We start from the raw sequence: 19,928 nt of genomic DNA, 5'->3' as shown, positions 1-19,928 counted from the left end.
CCCGTGCTGGAAGCCCTGCCCGCCGGACGGCCCCCGCGGCTCGTCGGCCCCTACCGGCTGCTCGCCAGGCTCGGCGCGGGCGGCATGGGCGAGGTGCATCTCGCCTGCCGTGCGGACGCGCCGACGGCCGATCCGTACCGGATGGTCGCGGTGAAGACCGTACGGAGCGATCTGGAGGTCGACGGGGACTTCCGGACCCGGTTCCGGCGGGAGATCGCGGCGGCCCGGACGGTCGACGGGCCGGGAGTGGCGCGGCTGGTGGACGCGGACGCCGACGCGGCCTCGCCGTGGCTGGCGACGGAGTACGTGCCGGGTCCCTCGCTCGCGGAGGCCGTCGTACGGTCCGGGGCGCTGCCCGCCGCGACGGTACGGGCCCTGGGGACCGCCCTGGCCACCGCCCTGTCCGGCGTGCACGGGGTGAAGGTGCTGCACCGCGACCTCAAGCCGGCGAACGTGCTGCTCGGCACGGCCGGGCCCAAGCTGGTCGACTTCGGCATCGCGCAGGCCTTCGAGGCGACGGCTCTGACCTCGACGGGTCTGGTCGTGGGCTCCCCCGGTTTCATGTCGCCGGAGCACCTGGCGGGCAGCCGCGCGGTGGTGCCCGCGTCGGACGTGTTCTGTCTGGGCGCGGTCCTGGCGTTCGCGGCGAGCGGCCGAGGGCCCTTCCAGGACGACGAGATGGCCGCGGTGGTCTACCGGATCATCCGGGCGGACGCCGACCTGACCGGTGTGCCCGAGGAGCTGCGGCCGGTGGTGGAGCGCTGTCTGCGGCTCGACCCGGCCGAGCGGCCGACAACAGAGGAGGTGGTGTCGCTCCTCGGTGACGGGGCGGCCCCCGAGGTCTTCCCCTGGCCCGGCGGGGTGCTGTCGCTGCTCGCCGAGTACGAGGAGGCGGCACGGACGGCCGGTGAGGCGGCGGCCTCGGGCGCGGGCGTGGCGGACCTGCCGACGCTCGGACCGCAGGTGCCGTACTCCCCCACGGCCGTCCCGAACCGCCCGGCGACACCGCCGGTGGCCCCGGGGGTGCCGCGTCGGCGCCGCTGGGGCGCGGTAGTGGCCGGTGCGGTGACGGTCGCCGTCCTGGCGACGGCAGGCGTGGTCCTGGTGAACCGGGACGGCGAGGAGGGCGGCGGGACGGCGGGGCCCTCGGCCTCGAACAGCGCCTCCCCCGGCGCGACCGGTACGGGGAGTCCCGCGCCGGCGACCCTGAGCCAGGTCGTCCTGCCGTACGGCGGGAAGGGCCGTACCAACGACTTCGGGACGGCGGCGACGGACCGGGGCCACCGCCCGGCGGGCTGGTCGCCCTGGATGGTGCGGACGGAGGCCACCGACGGGGCCTGCTCCCTCTCCCCGAAGGTGCTGGTCTGCGCGGGTTCCGGCGGCGCGCTGGTGGGGCTGAGCGCGGCGAACGGCCATGTGCTGTGGTCGGTGCCGGCGCGTACCAACGCCGAGGGGCTGCGGTCCACAGCGCAGTACCCGGCCGTCGTCGGCGACCGGGTGTACGTCGCGGAGGCGGCGGGGACCGTCGCGTACGGCCTCCAGGACGGCGAGAAGCAGGGCACCCTGCCGGGTCCCGGCGCCGCGTGGGCGGTGAAGGGCTCCGACCTGGCCGACGGCGTCCTCCACACCGCGTACGTGAACACGGCGTCCACCGGGGGCGACGGCGGGGCGGGCGGAGGCCTCGTGACGGCGGTGAAGCTCGGCGGGAGCGGGAAGGACGTGGGCAGCGAGCTGTGGCGGGAACCGCTCGACGGCTTCCCCGAGCAGCCGGTGGCGGCGGGCGGTCGGGTGTACGTCCCCGTCGGGACCGTGCCGGTGGCGCTCGACGCGCGGACCGGGAAGACGGCGGCGCGCGGGGCGGAGGGCTGCCAGGAGGTCACCGTGCACGAGAAGAGCGGCAGCGTGCTCTGCTCGGGCACCCCGGACGGCTCGGTGGCGGTGCTCGACGCCGGGTCGCTGAAGCGGCAGCGGTCCTTCGGCGCGGGGGTGACGGCGGGCCCCGCCGTGAACGCGGACGGTCTGGTGGCGGTGACGAACGGGCAGACCGTGACCACCTACGACCTGCGGAGCGGCGAGGAGGACTGGTCGATGACGCCGATGATGACCGAGGGCGACCCGCAGCGGATCTACTTCGCGGGCGACCGGGTGATCACGGTGGGCAAGGGAGAAGTGGTCTCCGTCGCCGCGGCCGCCCCCTCCGGCGAGGAGCGCTTCGAGGCCAACCTCCCGGACGACTTCGACGCCCAGGCCACCGGAGACGCGCTGGCCGCCGGAGGGGCGGTCTTCCTCGCCCTCCCCGACGGCCTCGTCGTCTCCGGGTACCTGCCCTGACGGCTCCGGGTGCGCGGAGCGCTCAGCCGTTCGCGCGCCGGTACTTGCGGACGGACAGGGTCCGGAAGATGGCGACGATCAGGACGGAGTAGATCAGCGACGCCCACACCGGGTACTGCATCGGCCAGGCGTCGGACGGCGACAGACCCGGATCGCCGAAGAGTTTGCGGCAGGCCTGGACGGTCGCGCTGAACGGGTTCCACTCCGCGACGGGCTGGAGCCAACCCGGCAGATTGCTGGTGTCCACGAAGGCGTTCGAGATGAAGGTCACCGGGAAGAGCCAGATCAGGCCGCCCGACGTGGCGGCCTCCGGGGTGCGGACCGAGAGGCCGATCAGGGCGCCGATCCAGGTGAAGGCGTAGCCGAGGAGGAGGAGCAGGGCGAAGCCGGCCATCACCTTCCCGAAGTTGGTCGGCGCCGCGTAACCGGGCCGCCAGCCGATGATCAGCGCGACGACCGCGAGCACGGTCAGCGTCAGCGCGGTCTGCACGAGGTCGGCGAGGGTGCGGCCGGTGAGGACCGCGCCCCGGGCCATGGGCAGCGACCGGAACCGGTCGATGAGGCCCTTGTGCATGTCGTCGGCGATGCCCGCGCCCGCGCCCGCCGTGGCGAAGGTGACGGTCTGCGCGAAGATGCCGGCCATCAGGAAGTTCTTGTAGACGTCCGGGGAGGTGCTGCCGTCGACGCTCATCGAGCCGCCGAAGACGTACGTGAAGAGGATCACGAACATCACCGGCTGGATCAGGCCGAACAGGATCATCTCGGGAATCCTGGACATTCTGATCAGGTTCCTGCGGGCGATCACCAGGGAGTCGTTCATGGTGCTCACTCGATCGCCTCCTTCACGCGCTTGCCGCCGCGGCCGCCGGGCCGGGAGTCCCCGTCCGACCCGCCGTTCTCCTCCGCCTCCCGCTCGGCCACATGGCCGGTGAGGGAGAGGAACACGTCGTCGAGGGTGGGGCGGCGCAGCCCGATGTCGTCGATCTCCACACCCACCGCGTCCAGGTCGCGGATGACCTCGGCGAGCAGCTTCGCGCCGCCGGCCACGGGGACCGTGAGCTTGCGGGTGTGCTCCTCCACGGACACCTCGCCGTGGCCGATGCCCTCGATGCCGTAGCGCGCCAGGACCCCCCGGGCGTCGCCGATCATGCCCGGCGCGTGGACGACGACCTCGACGCGCTCGCCGCCCGTCTGCGCCTTGAGCTGGTCGGATGTACCGCGCGCGATGACCTTGCCGCGGTCGACCACGCAGATGTCGTGGGCGAGGTGGTCGGCCTCCTCCAGGTACTGCGTGGTGAGCAGCAGGGTCGTACCGCCCGCGACGAGTTCCTTGATGACCTCCCACAGGCCCTGCCGGTTGCGGGGGTCGAGGCCGGTGGTCGGCTCGTCCATGAACATGACCGGCGGGGACACGACGAGAGCGGCCGCGAGGTCGAGGCGGCGGCGCATGCCCCCGGAGTACGTCTTCGCCGTGCGGTCGGCCGCGTCGGCGAGGTTGAAGCGCTCCAGGAGCTCGTCGGCCCGCACCTTCGCGTCCTTCGCCCTCATCTGGTAGAGCTGCCCGACCATCTGCAGGTTCTCGCGGCCGGTGAGGTACTCGTCGACGGCCGCGAACTGGCCGGAGAGACCGATCCTGCGACGCACCTCGTCGGGATCCTTGAGGACGTCGATCCCGGCGACGACGGCCCGGCCGCTGTCGGGCTGGAGAAGGGTCGTCAGCACGCGCACGGCGGTCGTCTTCCCCGCGCCGTTCGGACCGAGCAGACCCAGGACGGTGCCCTCGGGGACGTCGAGGTCCACGCCGTCCAGAGCTCGTACGTCACCGAAGGTCTTCACCAGACCCTCGGCGTAGATCGCGCCTGGCATGTGGGTACTCCCAGGGAGATACGGACGTTGAAATCGGGCGTTTCCCACCGATCCTAGGTTCGCCCGAGCCGCCCCGCCCAGTGAATGTGTGACCCGGGACACACGATCATGCGACGGGCGGGGGCAGGGCTCAGCCCAGCACCGTGTACCCCGCGTCCCGCAGGGCGTCCGCCACCTCGCGGCAGTGCTCCGGACCCTTCGTCTCCAGGTGCAGCTCCACCTCCGCCTCGGTCAGGCCGAGCCGCGGATCGGTCCGCACATGACTGACGTCCAGGACGTTCGCGTCGGCGACCGTGAGCACCGCCAGCAGCGTCGCCAGGGCCCCCGGCCGGTCCGTGACCCGCAGCCGCAGGCTCAGATAGCGGCCCCCCGCGGCCATGCCGTGCCGCAGGATGCGCTGCAGCAACAACGGATCGACGTTCCCCCCGGACAGGACCGCCACCACCGGGCCCTTGACCGACTTCGGGTCGCTGAGCAGCGCCGCGACCGGGCTGGCACCGGCCGGCTCCACGACCAGCTTCGCCCGCTCCAGACAGAGCAGCAGCGCCGAGGACAGCGCGTCCTCCGAGACCGTACGGACCTCGTCCACGTACTCCTGGATCAACGCGAACGGCACGTCGCCCGGCCGCCCCACCTTGATCCCGTCCGCCATCGTCACCGGCGACTCGATCACCACCGGGTGCCCGGCCGCCAGCGAGGGCGGGTAGGCGGCGGCGCCCTCGGCCTGCACGCCGATCACCTTCACGTCCGGACGCAGCGACTTCACCGCGAGCCCGATGCCCGCCGCGAGACCACCGCCGCCGATGCCCACCAGGATCGTCCGGACCTCCGGGCACTGCTCCAGGATCTCCAGACCCACCGTGCCCTGCCCCACGATGATGTCCGGATGGTCGAAGGGATGGATGAAGACCGCCCCGGTCTCCCGCGCGTACCGCTCCGCCGCCGCCAGCGTCTCGTCCACGACATGACCGTGCAGCCGGACGTCGGCACCGTACTCCCGGGTCGCCGCCACCTTCGGCAGCGGCGCCCCGACCGGCATGAAGACGGTCGCGTGCACACCCAGCAGATTCGAGGCGAGCGCCACACCCTGCGCGTGGTTGCCCGCCGACGCGGCGACGACCCCCGCCGCCCGCTCCTCGGGCCGCAGCCCCGCGATCCGCACGTACGCCCCGCGCAGCTTGAACGAACCGGTCCGCTGAAGGTTCTCGCACTTGAGGTGCACCGGCGCTCCCACCAGCGACGACAGATGACGGCTGCCCTCCATCGCCGTCGTCCTGGCCACCCCGGACAGCATCTTCTGCGCCCCCCGTACGTCGTCGAGCATCAGCCGGTGCAAGGGGTCAGGCGTACGGAAGCTCATGACAGCAAGTCTCGCAGCTCACGGCCCTGGTGGCCGCCCGGCGACCGGGTCCCCCAGCGGGTTTGCGCAGCCCCGGTACGGACCTCCCCGGGGCCGCGTACTCTGTCCCCCACCAACCGACCACCCCCGCACGAGAGAGACCCACAGCCATGCCCACATCTCAGGACATGACGACTGAGTTCGACCCCGGTCTCCTCGACGCCCTCCAGCACCAGGTGGCCGTCTTCGCCCGCCGGGCCGAACAGACCCGCCTCGGCGGCACCGGGCAGCTCCGCAACTCGATGGACCGCGCCGCGTACCTCCTCCTCAACCGCCTTGACCAGGAAGGCCCGATGGGCGTCAAGGCCCTGGCCGCGGGCATGGGCATCGACTCCTCGACGGTCACCCGCCAGGTCGCCCCGCTCGTCGACACCGGCCTGGTGAAGCGCACCTCGCACCCCGAGGACGGGCGCGCGGTCGTGCTCCAGCTGTCGCCCCGCGGACTCGCCCGCCTGGAGGAGGTCCGCTCCTCGCGCCGCCAGCTGATGGTGGAGGTCACCGAGGGCTGGACGCCGGACGAGCGGGAGTCCTTCTGCACCCTCCTCACCCGCTTCAACACCGCCCTGTCCGCACGCCAGTCGGCCCACACCGGCGGACCTGCGACGGAGCCCGCGGCCACGGCGGCGCCCGCGCCCGCGGCCCCCTCGGGCACCGCGACCACGAGCGAGGGCCCGGCCGACGGGCCGAGCGAGTCCGCGCAGACCTCTTGACCCCACCCCCGCCCTGTCCTCAGATGAGGACGTGGCAGAGCAGCGGAACGGACCCCGCGCCGAACGCGCCCACCGCGCCCGGGAATTCGACGCCTTCGTGGCCGGGGCGGCGGGCCGGCTGCTGCACACCGCGACCCTGCTCACCGCCGAGACCCGCACCCGCAACCCGCACGCCCAGGCCCTGCTGACCGCAGCCCTGGCGCACACCTACGCGGTGTGGCAGCGGCTGCGGGACGAGGATCCGTACGACCTCACCCGGCGCGAGCTCGCCGCCCGCTTCGCGCGCACCGCGTGGCGGCACCACGGCGGCCGGGGCGGCGTGCTCTCCGCCCTCCACCCGCAGGAACGGCTCGTCGTCGTCCTCCGACTGTACGAAGGAGTCGCCGAGGAACAGGTCGCAGCCCTGCTCGGACTGCCCGAGACCCGCGTCAGGGCCGTCCACGCCCGGGCCGTGGCCACCCTGCGGGCGACCCGGGGCCCGGCGGGGAAGCCGGCCGGAAGGACCGCCGCGTGAACCGCCACGAGGACAAGGAGGCGGCGGTCCGGCGGCTGCTCGACACCCCGCACCCGCCGGTCCCCGGCGACCTGGCCGGGGAGGCCGCGGAACGCGGCGCCCGCCTGCTCCGACGGAACCGTGCGGTACGACGGGTGGCCTGGACCCTGTTCGCGCTCGCGGTGCTCGCCTTCGTGCTCTGGGCGTCCGCGGCACAGCCCTGGGAGCCCCCGGCGGCGGAGACCACACCGCCGTTCGACGGCCTGTGAGGACGGCCCTAGCCTGGAAGGAGGGGCCTGTCCGCAGGCCCGTCAGGAGGTCGTCATGGCCAGGAAAGCAACCGACTGCCGGGACACTCCGAGTGTCTCCGGCTGCTCGCTCTACATGTCGGGCGAGGAGGAGGAGCTCGTACGGGCCGCCGTCCAGCACGTGGTCTCCGTCCACGAGCACACGGACAGCCCCGAGCTCCGCGCGGAGATCCGGGCCTCCATGAAGGAGCCACTGCCCGGCACCTGAACGAGCGGCGCTCGGTGCGACGGGCCGGGCGGACGCTCCGCGACACCGCGGGAGCGCCCGCCCGACCCCGTACCGGCGACTAGCCCAGCGCCTGCCGCAGGTCCGCGAGCAGGTCGTCGACGTTCTCGATGCCCACCGAGAGACGGACGAGGTCGGCCGGGACCTCCAGGGCCGAGCCCGCGACGCTCGCGTGGGTCATCCGGCCCGGGTGCTCGATGAGGGACTCGACACCGCCGAGGGACTCACCGAGGGTGAAGAGCTGCGCACGGTTGCAGACCTCGACGGCCGCCTCCTCGCCGCCCTCCACACGGAACGAGATCATGCCGCCGAAGGAACGCATCTGCTTCGCCGCGATCTCGTGCCCCGGGTGCTCCGGAAGCCCCGGGTAGAGGACCTGGGTGACCTTCGGGTGCTGCGTCAGCATCTCGACGATCTTCTCGGCGTTCTCGCTGTGCCGGTCCATACGGACCGCGAGGGTCTTGATGCCCCGCAGCACGATCCACGAGTCGAACGGGCCGGCGACCGCGCCCATCGCGTTCTGGTGGTACGCCAGCTCCTCGCCGAGCGCCTCGTCGGCCGTCACCAGCGCGCCGCCGACGACGTCGGAGTGGCCGCCCATGTACTTGGTCAGGGAGTGCACGACGACGTCCGCGCCCAGCGCCAGCGGCTGCTGGAGGTACGGCGAGGCGAAGGTGTTGTCCACGACGAGCTTCACACCGGCCTGGCGCGCGACGCCCGCGATCGCCTCGATGTCGGTGATGCCGAGCAGCGGGTTCGACGGGGTCTCGACCCAGATCAGCTTCGTACGGTCGTTGACGGCGCCGCGCACCGCCTCGACGTCGGAGGTGTTCGCCACGGAGAAGTCGACGCCCCAGCGCTGCACGACCTTGGCGAACAGCCGGAACGTGCCGCCGTAGGCGTCGTTCGGGATGACCACGTGGTCGCCGGGCGCGAGGAGCGCGCGCAGCAGGCAGTCCTCGGCGGCCAGGCCCGAGGCGAAGGCGAGACCGCGCCGGCCGCCCTCCAGGGCCGCCAGGTTCTCCTCGAGGGCCGTACGGGTCGGGTTGGCGCTGCGGCTGTACTCGTAACCGCCGCGCAGCCCGCCCACGCCGTCCTGCTTGTAGGTGGACACCTGGTAGATGGGCGGGACGACCGCGCCGGTCAGCGGGTCGGCGGTGTTGCCCGCGTGGATCGCGCGGGTCTCGAAGCTCTGGTGAGAGTGCTGGTCGCTCATGTGTCAGGAGCGTAGTCCCGAGCGGCCCCCGGCGCCGCGATCGTCTCACCGTGCGTCCTGGACAATGGACACCATGGAGATTCTCTGGTTCCTGATCGCGCTGGGCCTGTTGTTCGGCGTCCTCGGCCCCTACCTGCTGCGCCGCCGCGGTGGCGGGATCCGTCAGGTCGCTCCGGGCGCCCCGGACGCGGCGGATCCGGAGGCGTACGGATTCGTGCGCCAGGAGGACCAGGACGTACGGCTCCCGGGCGCGGACGACGAGCTCCTGCACGTCCTCGACGTCGTCCAGGCCACCCAGGACTGGCGGGCCGCGTCGCGGTTGCTCGCCGCCACCGACAAGGAGGGCGAGGTGCGCTGGCAGCGCGTCCAGGCCTTCGCGGGCGCCGCGTCCCTGGAACTCCAGGAGCGGCCCGGCGTCGGCGGTGCGTGGCTGCGGACCTGGCGGGCGGAGGCCCCGAAGGACGCGGGCGGCGCGGCGGTCCACGGCGAGTTCCTGGTGCAGCAGGCCTGGCGCTCCTCGGCGGCCGGCACCGACGACTTCCGGATCATCCTGGAAGAGGCGCGGAAGGTCACCGACGAGGCGGCGCTGCTCGCTCCGGGCGACCCGGTCCCGTACATCACGCAGCTGGCCGTGGCCCGCGGTCTCGGCTACAGCCACGAGGAGTTCGACCAGGTGTGGGCGCGGGTCATCGACCGGGCGCCGCAGCACATGGGCGCCCACCTCGCGGCCCTGCACTACTGGTGCGAGAAGTGGCACGGCTCCCGCGAGGAGGCCGACCACTTCGCGACGACGGCCGCGGCGCGCGCCCCGCGGGGTTCGCTGCTCGCGGCGCTCCCGCTGTTCGCGGTGTACGAGCACGTGCCGGACGTGGTGCTCGTCCAGGACTTCTTCCGTACGGCCGTGGTGTCGAAGGCGATGGACGGCGCGCTGTACGCGGTGCACTCGGCCCGGTCCGACGACCCGATGCTGGCGCACGTCCGTCATCTGCTCGTCTGGTTCCTGGTGCGCGGCGAGCGCTGGGCGGAGGCCATGCACCAGCTGGTGAAGGTCGACGGTCACGTGGGCGCGGTGCCGTGGACGCTGAGCGGTGACCCGGCGGCGGAGTTCACGGTCTTCCGGAACCTGGCGGTGGCGGGGTACGAGGCGAACGGCGGCAACCCGGCGACGCTGCCGCACTGACGGCGCCGCGGGGCGGGGAGGGCCCCCTCCGAGCGGCCCCTGCGGGGAACTCCTCGGGGAATCCCTCCCCGCCCGCCGGTGTTGTGACCACTGCCGACCGTCGAGGAGAGATGCAGCATGTTCCTGTCCCGCACCCCCGTCCTCCCCACTCCCGAGCAGGCCCTGCGCGGCCGCCCCGAGCCGGAGTTCGCCGTTCCCGAGCGCCACACGGTCCTCGGCAACCCGCTCCTCGGCCCGTACCCGGAGGGCCTGGAGGTCGCCGACTTCGCCCTCGGCTGTTTCTGGGGCGCCGAGCGCAAGTTCTGGCAGACCGACGGCGTCTGGACCACTCTCGTCGGCTACCAGGGCGGCTACACGCCGAACCCGGCCTACGAGGAGGTCTGCTCGGGCCTGACCGGGCACACCGAGGTCGTCCGGGTCGTCTTCGACCCGTCGAAGGTCTCGTACGAGTCCCTCCTGAAGCTCTTCTGGGAGTCCCACGACCCGACGCAGGGCTTCCGCCAGGGCAACGACGTGGGCACCCAGTACCGCTCGGCCGTCTACACCCACTCCCCCGCCCAGGCGGCGACCGCCGACGCCTCCCGCCAGGCCTACCAGAAGGTCCTGACGGGCTCCGGCTACGGCACGATCAGCACGGAGATCCTCCCGGCGGAGGGCCGGACCTTCTATCCGGCGGAGGGATACCACCAGCAGTACCTGGACAAGAACCCGGCGGGCTACTGCGGCATCGGCGGCACGGGCGTCTCCTGCCCGATCGGTGTCGCGAAGGCCGACGGCTGACGGTCCTGGGGGCGGGCTTCGCCGGATGAGCTTCGGGACCTACGCGCGGCGGGTGCGTGACGAGCAGGCGGGGCCCGCGCGGCGGTACGGGGCGCTGCGGTGTGCCGTCGCCGAGTACGGGCCGCTCGGCTTCCACGCGACCTGGGCCTATCTGGCCGCGACGGCCGTGCCCGCGCCGGACCTCCGGCGGGACACGGCCGCCCTGCTGCGCGCGCTCGACGTCCTCGAGGCGAGCCGGGCGGCGAGGATCGAGGAGACCGCGGCCTTCGCGGCCCGCCGCCGCGTGGAGAAGGCGGCGGGTGTGCGGGTGCCCCGGAGCGACGACCCCCTGGCGCAGCCCTGGCGGCCCCACTGGCCCGGCGGGGCCGGGCCCTCGCGCCTGGGGCTCGTCGCCGCCGTGGCGAACCGCCGTGCCGCGTTCCTGGAGGTCCCCCACCCCGATCCGTCGCTGCTTCCCGACGGCCTCCGGGGCCCGCTCATGGACCTCCACGGCCGTCTCGACGCCTGCGCGGCGGCCTATCTCACCGCGCTCGGACGGGTCGACGGTCCGGCCCGCGAGGAGCCGGGCGGCATCGTCGCCGGCATCCACCGGCACCTCGCCCCCGGCCACGCGCCGCCGAACGTGCCCCTCCTCCGGTGGCTGCGCTTCGCCGAACTCCTGGACTACGCCGTAAAAGCAGCGGCGGCACCGCACCCCCGGTAGCTACACTCGGGGCCATGGGTGCGTTCTACTTCTTTCTCTGATTCCGGCCGCGGACACGGTCAGACCCGCTGATCCGGCGCCCTCGGGGCGCGGCAGTGGTGGTCCCGGTGTCCCCTCCCCGGCCCGAACGCCCCCCAGCACCCAGGGAAAGATCCCATGCGCGACCGCGCCCAGTTGACCCTGAAAGACGTCTCCAAGTCCTACGGGGACCGCTCCGTCCTCGACCAGCTCACCCTCACCGTCCGCCCGGGCGAGAAGGCCGCCGTCATCGGTGAGAACGGCTCCGGCAAGTCCACCCTGCTCCGGCTCCTGGCCGGGGCCGAGGCGCCCGACACCGGCGAGGTGACCGTCCGCTTCCCCGGCGGCGTCGCACGTCTCGCCCAGACCCTCGCCGAGACCCTCGGCCTCGGGCCCGGGCACACCGTGCGGGACGCCGTCGACGCGGCGCTCGCCGAACTCCGCGCCATGGAACGGGAGATGCGGGACGCCGAGGAGACGCTCGGCACCGCCACCCCCGAGGAACTCCTCGCGTACGGGGAACTCGCCGCCCGCTACGAGGAACGGGGCGGCTACCAGGCCGACGCCCGGGTGGACGCCGCCCTGCACGGGCTCGGCCTCGGCCATGTCGCGTACGGGCGCAGCGTCGGCACGCTCTCCGGCGGCGAGCAGTCACGGCTCGCCCTGGCCTGCGTCCTCGCCTCGGGCGCCGAGCTGCTGCTCCTCGACGAACCCACGAACCACCTCGACCGTGCCGCCGCCGGCTGGCTGGAGGAACGGCTGCGCACCCACCGCGGCACGGTGGTCGCGGTCACCCACGACCGGGCGTTCCTCGAGGGCATGGCGACCACGATCCTGGAGGTGGACCGGGACACCCGCGCGGTGACCCGGTACGGCGACGGCTGGTCCGGCTACCGCGCGGCGAAGGCCGCGGCCCGCCGCCGCCGGGTGCAGGAGCACGAGGAGTGGCGGGAGGAACTGGCCCGTACGGAGGAGCTGGTGGCGGCGGCCGGGCAACGGCTCGCCGGGTCGCGGAAGGACCCCGGGGAGGGCTTCGGCAAGCACCGCCGCTCGCACGAGAACAAACTGTCGGGCCAGGTCAGGGCGGCCCGGGTCAGGCTGGAACAGCTGCGGAGGTCCCCGGTCCCGGCCCCACCGGAACCCCTGCGCTTCACGGCCCGGATCGCGTCGGCGGCCCCCGACGCCGAAGGAGGCCCCGTCGACGGGCCGCTCGCCGAACTCGTCGACGTCGTCGTCGGCGAGCGGCTGCGGATCGACGAGCTGCGGGTCTCGGCCGGGGACCGGCTGCTCGTCTCCGGGCCCAACGGCGCCGGCAAGACGACCCTGCTCCGGGTCCTCGCCGGGGACCTGCGCCCCGACAGCGGGACGGTCGGCCGCTCGGGCCGGGTCGGCCGGCTGCGCCAGGAGCTGCCCGCCGTACCGTCCCCGAAGCCGCTGCTCACGGAGTACGCGGCCGGGCGGCCGGGTCCGCCCGAGGAGTACGCGGCGGAGCTGATCGCCCTCGGGCTCTTCCGGGAGGAGGACCTGTCGGTGCCGGTGGCCCGGCTCTCGGTGGGCCAGCAGCGCCGCCTGGAGCTGGCCCGGCTGGTGACCCGGCCGGCCGATCTGCTCGTCCTGGACGAGCCGACCAACCATGTGGCGCTCTCCCTGGTGGAGGACCTGGAGGCGGCCCTGGCCGCCTTCCCGGGCGCGGTGGTCGCGGTCTCCCACGACGAACGCTTCCGCGCGGGCTTCGGCGGCCGGCGGCTGGAGCTCCGCTCAGGCCGGGTCGCCTGAAGCGGCCCGCATGGCCGCGGCCGTCGCCGCCGGGTCGTACCCGTCGGCGACGCCCTCGACGAGGAGGATGTCGCCGGCCATGTGGCGGGTGCGGAGCGGTATCAGGGCCTGGTAGGCGTCGGAGTCGTACCAGGCGCGGGCGTTCTCGTACGACGGGAAGCCGATGATCACGACGGCGCCCGGCCAGTCGCCCTCGCGGACCTCACGGGCGGGCGCGCCGTGGACGAGGAAGCGGCCTCCGAACGGGTCCAGGGTGCCCTGGACGCGCTCCATGTAGGTGAAGACCTCCTCGTCGAGGACGGGCTTCGGGTGCAGGTTTCCGATGGCGTATGCGGTCATGGGGCAAGAATGCCGGGCCATGCCCTGTGGGGTCGATTCCCTCCCAGGTCATGTCCCGGCGGTCCTGCCCCGGCGGTCCTGCGCGGGCGTCCTGCGCGGGCGTCCTGCGCGGTGTCAGATCGTCGAGGCGTCGATCACGAAGCGGTAGCGGACGTCGCTGGCGAGCACCCGCTCGTACGCCTCGTTGATCTGCTCGGCGCGGATCAGCTCGATCTCCGCGCCGAGGCCGTGCTCGGCGCAGAAGTCGAGCATCTCCTGCGTCTCGGCGATGCTGCCGATCATCGAGCCCGCGAGGGTCTTGCGGCCGCCGATGAGGGAGAAGAGGCTGAGGGAGACGGGCTCCTCGGGGGCGCCGACGTTGACCAGGGCGCCGTCGGTCTTGACCAGGCCGAGGTAGGCGTTGAAGTCCAGCGGCGCGGAGACCGTGGAGATCACCAGGTCGAAGGTGCCGGCCAGCTCGGTGAAGGTCGCCGGGTCGCTGGTGGCGTAGTAGTGGTCGGCGCCCAGCTTCAGGCCGTCCTCCTGCTTCTTCAGGGACTGGCTGAGGACGGTCACCTCGGCGCCGAGCGCGTGGGCGATCTTGACGCCCATGTGGCCGAGGCCGCCGAGGCCGACGATCGCGACCTTCTTGCCGGGGCCGGCCTGCCAGTGGGCGAGGGGCGAGTAGAGGGTGATGCCGGCGCAGAGCAGCGGGGCGGCCTCGTCGAGGCCGACGCCCTCGGGGATGCGCAGGGTGTAGTTCTCGTCGACGACGATGTGGCTGCTGTAGCCGCCGTAGGTGGGCTCGCCGTTCTTGTCGAGGGCGTTGTACGTACCGGTCCCGCCCTTGACGCAGTACTGCTCCAGACCCTGGAGGCAGTACGCGCACTCCCGGCAGGAGTCGACGAAGCAGCCGACGCCGACCCGGTCGCCGACCTGGAACCGGCTGACCCCGGGGCCGACCTCGGCGACGATTCCGGCGATCTCGTGGCCCGGGACCATCGGGAAGATGCCCTCGCCCCAGCCGTCACGGGCCTGGTGGATGTCGGAGTGGCAGATGCCGGAGTACTTGATCTCGATGAGGACGTCGTGCTCGCCGACGGGCCGGCGCGGCACGGTGGTGCGCTCCAGCGGGGCGTTGGCGGCGGGTGCGGCGTACGCGGGGACGGTGGTCACGTTCGTGGTCATGGCCCCAGCCTGCGCGAGGACGCGGGCATCACCCAGCCCTCTGTTCTGCCTACGTCCAGCGTGCCTACCACTGGCAGGGACAGGAACAGCCGTCCGCCGGGACGTACGACCTGGGATAATCGGGACGCATGGATCTCAGTGCCGAACTCAGCGAATTCCTGCGCTCGCGCCGGGCCCGGCTGAAGCCGGAGGACGTGGGTCTGCCGGATTTCGGACGCCACCGCCGGGTGCCCGGGCTGCGCCGCGAGGAGCTGGCGCAGCTGGCCGGGGTGTCGGTGGCGTACTACACCCGGCTCGAACAGGGCAACGGCCGCAATGTGTCCATGGAGGTGCTGGACTCGATCGCGCGGGCCCTGCGGCTGAGTGACACCGAGCGTGCGCATCTGACGCATCTGGCCAAGCCGACGGCGAAGAAGAAGCAGCACCGGGCGGCGATCGCCCGCCCCCAGCAGGTGCGGCCGGGGCTGCGGCATCTGCTGGACGCGATGGAGGGCATTCCCGCGTTCCTCGTGGGCCGGCGGCTCGACGTCCTGGCCTGGAACCGGATGGCGCGGGCCCTGATGGGCGACTTCGAGGCGATGGAGCCGGCCGAGCGCAACGTGGCCAGGATGGTCTTCCTCGGGCCCAACTCACGTGATCTCTACCGGGACTGGGAGTGCAAGGCGACCGAGGTGGTGAGCGTGCTGCGGCTGTACGCGGGGTGCTACCCGGAGGATCCGGCGCTGCTCGCGCTGGTCGGCGAACTGTCGGTGCGCAGCGAGGAGTTCCGCTCGCTGTGGGCGGCGCACACGGTCGCGGACAAGGGGCACGGGACGAAGGTGCTGCGGCATCCGCTGGTGGGCGAGATGACGCTGACGTACGAGAGCATGCAGGTGGCCGGTGGGGACCCGGACCTGGTGCTGATCACGTACCAGGCGGAGCCGGGATCGGCGTCGGCGGACGCGCTACGGCTGTTGGCGCAGTGGGGTGTGGACGAGAGCGTGGACCTGCGGAAGTAGCGCGACCGACAGCGGCCCTCCGCCGGTACGAGAACGGCCCCCTCCCGGTGTGGGAGGGGGCCGTTCTCGGATGCGCGCGGGTCGGAGGGTCAGGCGGCGGAGCCGGCCTTCCAGTCCGCCCAGCTCATGTTCCAGCCGTTGAGGCCGTTGCTGGGGGCGATCGTCTTGTCCTTGGAGTTCTTGACGATCACGACGTCGCCGACGATCGAGTGGTCGTAGAGCCAGGCGGCCTGCTGGTTCGGGTCGCCGGCGCCCTTGACGTCGTTCAGACCGACGCAGCCGTGGCTGGTGTTGGCCGAGCCGAAGATCGAGTCCGGGCCCCAGTAGTTGCCGTGGATGAAGGTGCCCGACGTGGACAGGCGCATGGCGTGCGGCACGTCCTTGATGTCGTACTCGCCCTTGCCGTCGTCGTCGGTGAAGCCGACCGTCGCGCCGTTCATCCGGGTCTCCTTGAACTTCTCGGAGATCACCATCTGACCGTTGTAGGTCGGGTTCTCCGGGGAACCGGCGGAGACCGGGATGGTCTTGATCGTCTTGCCGTCCTGGGTGACCGTCATGGTCTTGGTGGCGACGTCGACGGTGGAGACCTGGTTGCGGCCGATCTTGAAGGTGACGGTCTTCTGCTGGACGCCGAAGACACCGTCGGCGCCCTCGACGCCGTCGAGGTCGAGCTTGAGGGTGACGGTCGAGCCCTCGGTCCAGTAGTCGTCCGGACGGAAGTCGAGGCGCGTGCCGTCGAACCAGTGCCCGACGACCTCCTGGCCGCTGCTGGAGGTCACCGTGATGCCGGCCTGGACGGCCTTCTTGTCGGTGATCGCCTTGTTGAAGTTGATCGAGACCGGCATGCCGACGCCGACGGTCGAGCCGTCCTCCGGCGTGAAGTTGCCGATGAAGCTGTTGGCCTTGGAGACCGTGGTGAACGAGGAGTTCTCGTGCGCCTCCAGGCCCTCCGCGTCCGTGGCCGTGGCGGCGATCTTGTAGACCGTGGCGCGCTCGAGCTGACCGGACGGCTTCCAGCTCAGGCCGTCGGCGGCTATCTCGCCCTTGACGGCCTCGCCCTCGGCGGAGGTCATGACGACCTCGGTGAGCTTGCCCTCGGAGACGGAGACCTTGGCGTCGTTGTTGATGGAGGCGTTCTGCGCGCCGTTCTTCGGCGAGATCGTGATCTTCGCCTTGGACGTCTTCTGCGCGGCCGCCTCGTCGACCTGGGCCTGTGACTGCGGCGTCGCGGAACCGGAGGAGCCCGCGCCCTTGTCCTCGTCGCTGCACGCCGAGAGCACCAGCACACCGCTGAGCACGGCGGCCGCGGCGGCCAGGCTCCTGCGGCGGCGCTTGCCGTCCGTCATCACACGCTTCTCCATCGTCGCCGATTCCCTGCCAACTTCTTGATAAGAACGCCCATGACACCCCGTCCGGTTCCGGAAGCGGAGCGTTTGTGGGGAACACCACTGATCGACACGCTCGTACGGTCCCGTCCGGTTCCCGGAGCCGCAGTGGCCCCCGTCACCCGACGCGCCCCTGACGCACCGCAGGCCCCGGGACGCCGTCCCGGGGCCTGCGAACAGGGCGGATACCAGCCCTACGACCGGTCGTCGTCGTCTTCCTCCGCCCCATCTTCCTCGCCGAGGTCCCACTCCAGCGCATCGGGGTCGTACTCGATCTCCTCACTGCTCCAGGAGGCCTGGACCATCTCGATGCCGGGGACGTCGCGGATCAGGTCGAAGGGCTCGACGAGGTAGGCGAGGGCCTCGGCGCTGTCCTCGTGCACGGCGGCGCGGGCGGGCACCCGCTCCTCCTCGGGCATGAACTCGTCGGCGTCGATCCGGGCCTCGGCCGCCGAGGCCAGCTCGGCCGGTCCGTCGATCTCCAGGACCACATCGACCCGAAGGCGTACATAGCGCGGTGTCTCAGAAGTGCTCATGGGTCGGAGCGTAGGCGTCCAGGGGCTCCCGGCTTTCCCACGACCCGCTGTGTTCATTAGCATCGGCGCACCGACCAATTCGCGGTTTCCGCAAGGGGGATCGAAATTTCCGTGTCCGCCGCCCGACGCCCACTGCTGACCGCGACCGCCGCGGGCACGCTGCTGTGCGCCCTGTGGTTCGTCCCGTCCGCCAACGCCACCGACGAGCAGGGCGGGGTACGGATCGGGGTGACCCAGGACGGCCCCGCCGCGGGCGACGGACGCCTGGCGGAGACCGGCGGCCGGGACACCATGCCGTATCTGCTCGGCGGGACGGGTTTCCTGGGCGTCGGGGCGGGTTTCGTGGCACTGGCGATGCGGCGCCGGGACCGGACGTCCTGAGCCGCCGCCTCCGTACGGTCTCCGTACGCGTGTGAGGCCCGCCCCGGGGTAAGTCCGGGGCGGGCCTCACGTGTTCTCCGGGTTAGGCCAGCGGGCCGGTGACCGGCTCCACCGCGGCGAGCAGCCTTCCTTCGCGTACGAAGGTGTCGGCGGCCGCCAGGTCGGGGGCGAGGAACCGGTCCGGGCCGGGGCCCTGCACGCCGGCCGCGCGCAGCGCCTCGATGGCGGCGGCGGAGGCCGGGGCCGGGGACAGGCCGTGGCGGAGCTCGATGCCGCGGGTGGCGGCGTACAGCTCGACGGCGATGATCCGGTTGAGGTTGCCGATCGCGGTGCGCAGCTTGCGGGCGGCGGACCAGCCCATGGAGACGTGGTCCTCCTGCATCGCCGAGGACGGGATGGAGTCGGCGGAGGCCGGGACGGCGAGCCGCTTCATCTCGCTGACCAGGGCGGCCTGCGTGTACTGGGCGATCATCAGGCCCGAGTCGACGCCGGCGTCGTCGGCGAGGAAGGGCGGCAGGCCGTGCGAGCGGTTCTTGTCGAGGAGCCGGTCGGTGCGGCGCTCGGCGATGGAGCCGAGGTCGGCGGCGGCGATGGCGAGGAAGTCGAGGACGTACGCGACGGGGGCGCCGTGGAAGTTGCCGTTGGAGCGGACCTGGCCGTCGGGGAGGACCACCGGGTTGTCGACGGAGGCGGCCAGCTCGCGCTCGGCGACGAGCAGGGCGTGGGCCATGGTGTCGCGGCCGGCGCCGGCGACCTGCGGGGCGCAGCGGACCGAGTAGGCGTCCTGGACGCGGGGGGCTTCGCCGCTCTGGAAGTGACCGGTGAGCTCGGAGCCCTTGAGCACGGCCAGCATGTTGGCGGCGGAGGCCATCTGGCCGGGGTGCGGGCGGATGGCGTGCAGCTCGGGCTCGAGGACCTTCTCGGTGCCGAGGAGGGCTTCGAGGGAGAGCGCGGCGGTGATGTCGGCCGACTTGTAGAGGGTGTCGAGGTCGGCGAGGGCCATGATCAGCATGCCGAGCATGCCGTCGGTGCCGTTGAGGAGGGCGAGGCCCTCCTTCTCCTTGAGCTCGACGGGGCTGATGCCGTGGGCGGCGAGCAGCTCGCCGGCGGGGCGGAGCTCGCCGTCGGGACCCTCGGCGTCGCCCTCGCCCATGAGCGCGAGGGCGCAGTGGGAGAGCGGGGCGAGGTCGCCGGAACAGCCGAGGGAGCCGTACTCGTGCACGACCGGGGTGATGCCGGCGTTGAGGACGTCGGCCATGGTCTGGGCGACCTCGGGGCGGACGCCGGTGTGGCCGGAGGCGACGGTCTTGAGCCGCAGGAACATCAGGGCGCGGACGACCTCGCGCTCGACGCGCGGGCCCATGCCGGCGGCGTGCGAGCGGACGATGTTGCGCTGGAGCTGGGCGCGGAGCTCGTGGCCGATGTGCCGGGTGGCGAGCGCGCCGAAGCCGGTGGAGACCCCGTAGACGGGCTCGGGCTTGGCGGCGAGCGCGTCGACGATGTTGCGGGCGGCGGCCAGGGCCTCCACGGCCTCGGGCGACAGCTCGACGCGGGCGCCGTGGCGGGCGACGTCGATGACGTCCTGCGGGGTCGTGCCGGACGTGCCGAGGACGACTGTCTGCATATCCATATTCAGCACCCTACGGATTGAAGACCAACCTGTCACTAGGTGAAGGGTCACCGGCTCGACAGGGGACGGCCCCTTACGGGACCGCGAGCGCCGGGGCACCGGACCGCGGCCGTCGGACCGGCGATCACCGGCGGGGTTCCAGTCTGCCGCGCGAGGGCGGCGGCGACGCGGGAGGCGGCGCCGGAGGGAGCAGCAGTCTCTGGCGGGAGCGGGGAGGTGGTGCGGGTCTTGGGGTTCCTTGGGGTGGGCCGGGTACGTGAGTGTCGGGTGGGACCGCCCTCTTTCCGAGAGTCGCTCCTTCCGGTGGTGCGTCAAGGGCGCTCCTTCGTCGCGTCGCTGCGCGATGGCCTACGGCCACCCTTGACCCACCACCTCCAGGAGCGAAAACACTCTCGGAGGGCGGTCCGGGGGGCGGGGTCCACGCCTGGCTTCGGGCATCGGCCGGGCGTCGCGTGCGTGTGCCGGTCGGTGGGTGGGGGCTTGGTT

Annotated in this window: 20 protein-coding genes; 11 read left to right on the top strand and 9 right to left on the bottom strand. The window is 72.6% G+C overall.

What is annotated here, in order from left to right; translation table 11 throughout:
* Positions 1-3: 3 nt before the first annotated feature.
* On the top strand, positions 4-2,331 hold the full coding sequence (locus tag ACFQ79_RS27720; RefSeq protein ID WP_383588457.1) for a protein kinase: 2,328 nt from the start codon (positions 4-6) through the stop codon (positions 2,329-2,331).
* 22 nt (positions 2,332-2,353) lie between these two features.
* Here ACFQ79_RS27720 and ACFQ79_RS27715 read toward each other — a convergent pair whose 3' ends face one another.
* The 3 genes from ACFQ79_RS27715 to ilvA form a co-directional block, all read right to left on the bottom strand.
* The gene (locus ACFQ79_RS27715) at positions 2,354-3,151 is read right to left on the bottom strand and encodes an ABC transporter permease (RefSeq protein ID WP_073911823.1); all 798 of its coding nucleotides are present in this window, start codon (positions 3,149-3,151) and stop codon (positions 2,354-2,356) included.
* Positions 3,152-3,156: 5 nt separating this feature from the next.
* The gene (locus ACFQ79_RS27710) at positions 3,157-4,197 is read right to left on the bottom strand and encodes an ATP-binding cassette domain-containing protein (RefSeq protein ID WP_383588454.1); all 1,041 of its coding nucleotides are present in this window, start codon (positions 4,195-4,197) and stop codon (positions 3,157-3,159) included.
* Between the two features lie 130 nt (positions 4,198-4,327).
* Positions 4,328-5,557 (bottom strand): threonine ammonia-lyase, encoded by a 1,230-nt coding sequence (ilvA, locus tag ACFQ79_RS27705; RefSeq protein WP_383588451.1) that lies wholly within the window; start codon positions 5,555-5,557, stop codon positions 4,328-4,330.
* Between the two features lie 149 nt (positions 5,558-5,706).
* On the opposite strand from ilvA, the gene ACFQ79_RS27700 reads away from it, so the two are divergent.
* Genes ACFQ79_RS27700 through ACFQ79_RS27685 form a run of 4 tightly spaced genes read left to right on the top strand, consistent with a single transcriptional unit; the run spans position 5,707 to position 7,315 of the window.
* Positions 5,707-6,306, top strand: a complete 600-nt coding sequence (locus tag ACFQ79_RS27700; RefSeq protein ID WP_383588448.1) for a MarR family winged helix-turn-helix transcriptional regulator — start codon at positions 5,707-5,709, stop codon at positions 6,304-6,306.
* A gap of 31 nt (positions 6,307-6,337) precedes the next feature.
* Positions 6,338-6,820: a sigma factor-like helix-turn-helix DNA-binding protein gene (locus ACFQ79_RS27695; protein WP_383588446.1), complete on the top strand. Its 483-nt coding sequence runs from the start codon at positions 6,338-6,340 to the stop codon at positions 6,818-6,820.
* Positions 6,817-7,068, top strand: coding sequence for a hypothetical protein (locus ACFQ79_RS27690; protein WP_383588443.1), 252 nt, complete (start codon positions 6,817-6,819; stop codon positions 7,066-7,068). Before ACFQ79_RS27695 ends, ACFQ79_RS27690 begins: the two co-directional genes overlap by 4 nt.
* A gap of 55 nt (positions 7,069-7,123) precedes the next feature.
* Positions 7,124-7,315, top strand: coding sequence for a DUF1059 domain-containing protein (locus tag ACFQ79_RS27685; RefSeq protein WP_355961746.1), 192 nt, complete (start codon positions 7,124-7,126; stop codon positions 7,313-7,315).
* A 79-nt stretch (positions 7,316-7,394) separates the two neighbouring features.
* Here ACFQ79_RS27685 and ACFQ79_RS27680 read toward each other — a convergent pair whose 3' ends face one another.
* Positions 7,395-8,549: a cystathionine gamma-synthase gene (locus ACFQ79_RS27680; protein ID WP_383588440.1), complete on the bottom strand. Its 1,155-nt coding sequence runs from the start codon at positions 8,547-8,549 to the stop codon at positions 7,395-7,397.
* A 73-nt stretch (positions 8,550-8,622) separates the two neighbouring features.
* On the opposite strand from ACFQ79_RS27680, the gene ACFQ79_RS27675 reads away from it, so the two are divergent.
* From ACFQ79_RS27675 to abc-f, 4 genes are all read left to right on the top strand, one after another.
* A complete protein-coding gene (locus ACFQ79_RS27675; RefSeq protein ID WP_383588437.1) occupies positions 8,623-9,729 on the top strand; it encodes a hypothetical protein in 1,107 nt (368 codons plus the stop codon).
* Between the two features lie 117 nt (positions 9,730-9,846).
* A complete protein-coding gene (gene msrA, locus ACFQ79_RS27670; protein WP_383588434.1) occupies positions 9,847-10,509 on the top strand; it encodes a peptide-methionine (S)-S-oxide reductase MsrA in 663 nt (220 codons plus the stop codon).
* A gap of 25 nt (positions 10,510-10,534) precedes the next feature.
* Positions 10,535-11,212, top strand: coding sequence for a hypothetical protein (locus ACFQ79_RS27665; RefSeq protein ID WP_383588431.1), 678 nt, complete (start codon positions 10,535-10,537; stop codon positions 11,210-11,212).
* Between the two features lie 156 nt (positions 11,213-11,368).
* A complete protein-coding gene (abc-f, locus tag ACFQ79_RS27660) occupies positions 11,369-13,006 on the top strand; it encodes a ribosomal protection-like ABC-F family protein (protein WP_383588428.1) in 1,638 nt (545 codons plus the stop codon).
* Here abc-f and ACFQ79_RS27655 read toward each other — a convergent pair.
* Entirely contained in the window at positions 12,989-13,345 is a 357-nt protein-coding gene (locus ACFQ79_RS27655) for a DUF1330 domain-containing protein (protein ID WP_383588425.1), read from the bottom strand. The two genes, abc-f and ACFQ79_RS27655, sit on opposite strands and share 18 nt — an antisense overlap.
* Before the next feature lie 114 nt (positions 13,346-13,459).
* Complete coding sequence (locus tag ACFQ79_RS27650; protein ID WP_383588422.1) at positions 13,460-14,512, bottom strand: NAD(P)-dependent alcohol dehydrogenase; 1,053 nt, start codon at positions 14,510-14,512, stop codon at positions 13,460-13,462.
* 128 nt (positions 14,513-14,640) lie between these two features.
* On the opposite strand from ACFQ79_RS27650, the gene ACFQ79_RS27645 reads away from it, so the two are divergent.
* Positions 14,641-15,510, top strand: a complete 870-nt coding sequence (locus ACFQ79_RS27645) for a helix-turn-helix domain-containing protein (protein ID WP_383588419.1) — start codon at positions 14,641-14,643, stop codon at positions 15,508-15,510.
* 89 nt (positions 15,511-15,599) lie between these two features.
* Here ACFQ79_RS27645 and ACFQ79_RS27640 read toward each other — a convergent pair whose 3' ends face one another.
* Together ACFQ79_RS27640 and ACFQ79_RS27635 are read right to left on the bottom strand one after the other, a co-directional pair.
* A complete protein-coding gene (locus tag ACFQ79_RS27640) occupies positions 15,600-16,871 on the bottom strand; it encodes an Ig-like domain-containing protein (protein ID WP_383588416.1) in 1,272 nt (423 codons plus the stop codon).
* Between the two features lie 218 nt (positions 16,872-17,089).
* On the bottom strand, positions 17,090-17,431 hold the full coding sequence (locus tag ACFQ79_RS27635; protein ID WP_383588414.1) for a hypothetical protein: 342 nt from the start codon (positions 17,429-17,431) through the stop codon (positions 17,090-17,092).
* A gap of 111 nt (positions 17,432-17,542) precedes the next feature.
* Between ACFQ79_RS27635 and ACFQ79_RS27630 the strand changes: the two genes are divergently transcribed.
* Positions 17,543-17,812, top strand: coding sequence for a hypothetical protein (locus ACFQ79_RS27630; RefSeq protein WP_266968701.1), 270 nt, complete (start codon positions 17,543-17,545; stop codon positions 17,810-17,812).
* An 82-nt stretch (positions 17,813-17,894) separates the two neighbouring features.
* Here ACFQ79_RS27630 and hutH read toward each other — a convergent pair whose 3' ends face one another.
* Complete coding sequence (hutH, locus tag ACFQ79_RS27625) at positions 17,895-19,436, bottom strand: histidine ammonia-lyase (RefSeq protein WP_383588507.1); 1,542 nt, start codon at positions 19,434-19,436, stop codon at positions 17,895-17,897.
* Positions 19,437-19,928 lie beyond the last annotated feature (492 nt).

The organism is Streptomyces sp. NPDC056480, assembly GCF_042795405.1.
In the GTDB taxonomy this organism is placed as follows: Bacteria; Actinomycetota; Actinomycetes; order Streptomycetales; family Streptomycetaceae; genus Streptomyces.
This window is presented reverse-complemented; position numbering and strand designations above follow the sequence as displayed.